The organism is Leptospira ellinghausenii (assembly GCF_003114815.1).
Classification (GTDB): Bacteria; Spirochaetota; Leptospiria; order Leptospirales; family Leptospiraceae; genus Leptospira_A; species Leptospira_A ellinghausenii.
Genome location: NZ_BFAZ01000020.1, coordinates 1 through 5,833, shown reverse-complemented (window position 1 = coordinate 5,833; position 5,833 = coordinate 1). Strand labels below are relative to the sequence as shown.

Below are 5,833 nucleotides of genomic sequence, written 5' to 3'. Positions count from 1 at the left end.
GTTTTCATCTGAACTGGAATATTTTCATTTTGAATCAGTAGAATTTTTCTTTCTTCCGTGAACTATCAAAGTAGTAGAACTGTAAAAAATATTTATGTTTGTATATTCATAGTCGATTGCAGTAATAATTTCTATACCGTTTTTAATCGCAATAGAGTGAGGACTTATATTTCCTAGACAAACTAAAGATAGGTAGCACCGAGCCGTAGAACTAGCGGTCAACTCACCTTGTGGAATAGGAAAAACCGTGTGTATGGTTGTATAGTCATTGTAAACAAATGCTCCTCCTCCTCCTGGAGGAACTGCAACACAAGCATTCATTGAAATCAGGATAATTACAAAACATTTTTTGATCATTTTTTTACTCTTTTCTATATTTTTACGGATGTCGTATAACGAACTAGACTTACCGAAGTCCTCCGACCCTGAGTCCCGGAAACGGGACGTTAGGGACTGGCATGTAGCTTGCGTAAGCAAGGCGAATGCCAGGAGGAGGATTTGGCGAAGCCCGAGCGAGGCCTAGTGCCGAAGCGAAGCGGTAAGTTGCAGTTATGCGAAGGATTTTTATGGATTATTGAGATTTTCCAATTTCTAATATAAAGCATTCTAACATAAGTGTAGTTTTTTCATTTTTGTTTGAATCGCTAATTGAAATCACATCAAAAGTGATAACTTTACCATTTGAAAAAGTTGCTTTTAATTTACAACATCCATCGTATTCATAAATTCCATTAGATAAATCTGAATCTTTGTGATTTCCAGATTCATCGTAAATATCTCGGATAAAAGTATTATCATCATTAAAAGTGAAAATAGCATTTGGAGAATCATAGTAAAGTGGCCATGTGCCGACAATATTAAAAGGTTTTTTATTGTAAGAAAAGGAAATATTATTTATCTTTTTAAGATATTTACTAGAAGCAAAACCAATTTTTGTGAAATTATATTCAACTTTATAAAAAGAGAATAATTCTCCATTCACTAATGCTTTTTCAATCGTCTCTTCCAAGAAACTAACTTGGTCACATTTATTTATTCTAGCTATAATTGGGGAATCAAGAGCGGGTTTTTCTCTTAAGTTTAGTACTGAAGCTGTATTACTCAAAAGTGTATCTTTTGAGTAAGGAGAACTTGTTTTTTTAGCTATATTTTCAGTTTGTTCTTTGTTACAAAATGAAATAAGTAAGCAAAGTATTATTAATTTCTTCATAAATTCCTGTTTGTTAAATAATAATTTTGAAAATCTTTCGCATAACGAACTAGGCTTTCCGAAGTTGTCCGACCCTGAGTCCCGAAGGGACGTTAGGGACTGGCATGTAGCTTGCGTAAGCAAGGCGAATGCCAGGAGGACAATTTGCCGCAGGCCGAGCGAGGCCGTAAGTGCCGAAGCGAAGCGGAAAGGCGCTGTTAAGCGCAGTTACTTACTTATTTATTAAAGTCCGCATCCGAATGAACTTGCTAATGCACAAACAACACTGCATTGCGTGTATGAATTTTTGCAAAATTCTGTCTGTTTTTTCTCATAATTAGTGCAATCGCTATAGTATACGATTTGGGTAGCCGCACATGCCTTTTTATCTTTCTTTGAATTATTTTCATTATCGTCAAAAAGTATAGAACAACAAAAAGTCAGAAAAGAAATTGCTAAAATTTTATATATTTTCATTTGTTAAGTGTAAATTGTATCCATTAGAAATAAGTTTATTGTAAGCAGAAATTATACTCTCTGGTATGATTGTGTGAGTTTGGAAACCTAATTTTGGATATAAAATAATACGGTGAAGATCGCCAACAATTTCATTGATAATCATAAATAGATTAATATGGGAATGCGGAGCATCAATTAAACTATAATCTGGAGAAGAGATATGAAATTCAATATCAGGCCATTGTTTAAGTAGAGCTTGTTTAATTCGTAGAGTCATAGAAGGTTTCTGAATAGCAATTATCGAATTTATTGTTAACTTATAATCCTGTAGTAATTTTTTTGAGAATTGGATGTTCTCTCCAGTATTAGTTGATTTGTTCTCCACGAAAATGTGTTCTTTTGGAATTTCATTCTGCAAAGCAATTTGCGCAAAAGTTTCTGCTTCAGAGTTAGGGAAAATATTTTTAGTAAAAAAGTTCAAACCTCCAGAGAATAGAATTCGATTAGCGAGTTTTTTTTTATAAAGGTCAACCGCATAATGCGCAACTCTGATATCATGACTACAGAGAACAAAAATCAGATCGGTTTTTGGTAAATAGTCTTTTACGTGAAGAAATTCCCAGATTAATGAAGCAGCTTCTAAATCTTCTTTTGTAATATTTTTATGATCTTTTATGAGCATATTTTAAGTAATTGCGCTTAACGAACTAGACTAACCGACGTAGGCTGACCCTGAGTCCCAACGGGACGTTAGGGACTGGCACGGAGTTTGCGGATGCAAACGAGTGACAGAAAGCCTATGTGTCGCAGACCAAGCGAGGGCGAAGTCCCGAAGCGCAGCGGTTAGTTGCTGTTATGCGCTGGAGACAAGTCTAAAAAGGATTCCCGATTTTATTCTTTAAAAATTGTAAGAAATTCTTTCGGACTTAAAGGTTTAATTTCTCCACCTGGATAATCTTTTTTATTTCTAGTGATAATGTATTTAATCTTTTTTGATTTTGCTGCAAAATATTGAATTGAATCTTCAAAATCCTTTATTGAAGAATTTAATCCAAGATCGATAATTTTTTCGTCAATTGGAATTATTTCTATAATAGTTTTGAATTCTTTAATTAATGCTCTAGCAGATTTTTCATTTGTATACTTTGCCAGGATATAGAAAATATTCCAAATAATTAGTGAAGAAATATATCCCTTAATTTTTTTATTTTCTATTAGTGAAATCAGCTCTACAGATTCCTGAAAGAAAGGTTCTCTTGCATATAGATAGTCTATAATAACATCAGAATCTAGGTAAACATTCTGAATCATTTGTATTTCTTTTCGAGAAAATGAGCTATATCATTTTTAATATCAATTTCTTTTTTACCCTTTAGTATTCCTGCTAATTTTTTTGTCACAGGCGGGAGATTCTCTTCATTAGATGAGATTTTTGAAGAAATTCCGCCTAGATAGTCTTCTATCAGTTTAGATAAACTTTTATTTCTCTGCTTAGCAAATTCCTTTGCTTGCTTTATTATTTTGTCATCTAGAGATAGTGTAAGTTTAGTATTCATACGGAAACACCTATACGTATAATATTGTATTTAGTTTACGTGTCTGTCAATCTTTACTTTTCTCTAAATAATGGATTTTTTAGTCTTTTTTTCTGGTTCTAGAAATGATTTTGTCTCTTGCGCATAACGAACTAGCCTTCCCGAAGTTGTCCGACCCTGAGTCCCGTTAACGGGACGTTAGGGACTGGCACGTAGTTTGCGAATGCAAACGAGTGACAGGAGGACAATTTGGCGCAGCCCGAGCGAGGCCTTGTGCCGAAGCGTAGCGGGAAGGTGCTGTTATACGAAGATTTGCTTATTCAATTTTATTATAACCAAAGCGTCTTTTGAATGCTAGAGTTAAAGAAAAAATTGAAAAATATGTGGCCCCTGATAGAATTATCAAAAATATTTTTTCAAATGAGATGTTATTAATTTTTAAAGATAGTTTAAAATCAGATAAAAAACAATTTTTTGTAATTTCTATTGGTGAAAATAAATTTGCGATTGTTTGTTTTTCACAAGGGTTGTGTTCCGATTGAAATATTGTCTGAATTGTTATTAAAAGTATTAGAGTACCTAAGAATGGAATAAGGATATTATAGTAATAGTTTGTATATGCAAACAGGATTTTATTTATTAGTCCTCTGCGGGAATCGAAATATGAATAAAACCTTTCTATGGTTTTTGTAAAGGGTGCAGATTCGTTAAGTGTTTTTAAGTATTTTAATGATGAAATAATTTCAGTTTCTTTTATATCGAAATAGTCCTGTTTAAAATTTGATTTTATTTTGTTTTCGAAATCTGAGAATAAAGGTAAGTTTTGAGGTAATATTAAAACTGAATTTTTAAGTGTTAGTTTAAATTTATTTAAATTCTGGAAAATTGGATATTTAAAATTACAGTTCGATAACTTTAAATTTTCTGTTTTTGTGTAGAGAAGCTCAATGTTAATGTTTTCTATATTTATTGGTGATTGAGTTGAGTTTTCTATAATTAGTATGTTTATTTTTGTATTTTGAAAAGTGCTGAAAATACTGCCAATTCCTCCTTCTGCTTGGAAGTAGTAATTTATTTGTAATTGGTTTATTTCGCTATTAGCAATTTTTATTTTGATATTTATACGTCTGTTTATTCGGTAACCGAGTTCAACGATATTTAAATCGGAATCCTCTATTAAAATTTCGTCAAATTCATTGCTAAGGAAAGATTCATCTAAATTGTATGATTTCTTAGTCTTTTCGTTTTTTATATGAAATGAAAGTGGAATTCCTTGAAAGTCACTTTCTATTTCTCTTTTATTTATATTTGGGTTTATAGATAATATTTTTTGTGGGGAAATTGATAATTTATTTACATTTAATTGTCCCAAGAGAGTTGGATCCAGATATTTTGGTATTTCTTTATTTTGAAAGACTTTCTTCAGAAAATTAAGAAAGTTTCTATGTGGATTTTGGGTATTTATATATAACATATAGTTTTGCAAATTTTCGTATAACGAATCAGCCTTAACGACGTTCCGTGTAGCTGAGCCTCTATGAGGCGTTAGCGCGACACGGAATGTGCCTTTAGGCCGAGCGAGGGCCCCACGAGAATCAGATTTCATCAGGAATCTGAGTCGAAGTGGAAAAGTGCCCGAGTGAGCGTTAAGGCGATGTTAATTGCAGTTAGTTAATATAGTATAAAACTTTAGTCGAAAGGGTCCTACAATCGAGCGCAAATTTTCTCTTAACTTTTAAAAAGCAAAAATCTTTATCTGCACTTTAATGGAGAGCATAGCTTAAATTGTTCTCTTCCAAAGCGTTAATCGACAAGACCCTCATAAAAAAATTTGCGCGTTTTCTTCTTTATATCAACTAATTGCAATTAACGAACTAGGGGAGACGACGTTCCCTGACCCTGAGTCCCGGTAACGGGACGTTAGGGACTGGCATGTAGCTTGCGTAAGCAAGGCGAATGCCAGAAAGAGAATGTGGCGCAGCCCAAGCGAGGCCGTAAGTGCCGAAGCGAAGCGTTTCCCCGCTGTTATACGCAGTGTCGAAGTTGCAGTTTGTTAATCCTTTAAAGTTTTTATTCTTTTGACCGTACCTTCGATAAGGATATCTTTCTTAGAATCATATAGTATAAAATTATATTTATTGAAATAGGTTCTTGTAATTTTAAGATAGGTTACAGTTCCAATTTGGTAATCTTCATCGTCTGTATCTTCATTGTCTGTATCTTCATTGTCTGTATCTTCATTGTCTTTGATGCAGACTAATTTAGCGATACAAGGAGAAATCCATTCAATAGAGTCTATCGAATAAGAATCAGGATATTTTCTATACGCAAAAGATTTATTACTTGTGCGTAAGACTTTTATTATTTGATTTTCGTATTCATATTGGAATATGCCTTTATGGAATTGGGAGCAAGAATCGAAATTTTGAATTACTGGTAACAATATTATTTGTGATGGAATAAATAGTAATACCAAAAGAAAGAATATTTTTTTGAGAATTTTCATGTATTCAAAAATAAAAAAGATAATTATAAATTTTACTAGTTTTTTATCTGAAGCTTTTAGCGCCAATCTTATTGGATAAAATATTAATAATAAGTGATTCATCTTCAGTCATTTTTTCGACATTGCGTATAACGAACTAGGCTT

The 5,833-nt window shown here is 32.7% G+C and carries 7 protein-coding genes; all 7 read right to left on the bottom strand.

Annotation, left to right across the window (positions count from 1 at the left end):
• Positions 1 to 24: 24 nt before the first annotated feature.
• The 7 genes from DI076_RS19990 to DI076_RS19955 all read right to left on the bottom strand — a co-directional run bounded on the left by DI076_RS19990 (position 25) and on the right by DI076_RS19955 (position 5,791).
• Entirely contained in the window at positions 25 to 357 is a 333-nt protein-coding gene (locus tag DI076_RS19990) for a TRL domain-containing protein (protein ID WP_108961609.1), read from the bottom strand.
• Positions 358 to 571: 214 nt separating this feature from the next.
• Positions 572 to 1,210, bottom strand: coding sequence for an SH3 domain-containing protein (locus DI076_RS19985; RefSeq protein ID WP_108961608.1), 639 nt, complete (start codon positions 1,208 to 1,210; stop codon positions 572 to 574).
• A gap of 442 nt (positions 1,211 to 1,652) precedes the next feature.
• Positions 1,653 to 2,330: a YdcF family protein gene (locus DI076_RS19975; protein WP_108961606.1), complete on the bottom strand. Its 678-nt coding sequence runs from the start codon at positions 2,328 to 2,330 to the stop codon at positions 1,653 to 1,655.
• A 209-nt stretch (positions 2,331 to 2,539) separates the two neighbouring features.
• Positions 2,540 to 2,959: a type II toxin-antitoxin system VapC family toxin gene (locus DI076_RS19970; RefSeq protein ID WP_108961605.1), complete on the bottom strand. Its 420-nt coding sequence runs from the start codon at positions 2,957 to 2,959 to the stop codon at positions 2,540 to 2,542.
• The gene (locus DI076_RS19965; RefSeq protein WP_108961604.1) at positions 2,956 to 3,204 is read right to left on the bottom strand and encodes a DUF6364 family protein; all 249 of its coding nucleotides are present in this window, start codon (positions 3,202 to 3,204) and stop codon (positions 2,956 to 2,958) included. Before DI076_RS19965 ends, DI076_RS19970 begins: the two co-directional genes overlap by 4 nt.
• Before the next feature lie 295 nt (positions 3,205 to 3,499).
• Positions 3,500 to 4,657, bottom strand: coding sequence for a hypothetical protein (locus DI076_RS19960; protein WP_108961603.1), 1,158 nt, complete (start codon positions 4,655 to 4,657; stop codon positions 3,500 to 3,502).
• Between the two features lie 579 nt (positions 4,658 to 5,236).
• The gene (locus DI076_RS19955; protein WP_108961602.1) at positions 5,237 to 5,791 is read right to left on the bottom strand and encodes a hypothetical protein; all 555 of its coding nucleotides are present in this window, start codon (positions 5,789 to 5,791) and stop codon (positions 5,237 to 5,239) included.
• Positions 5,792 to 5,833: the final 42 nt, after the last annotated feature.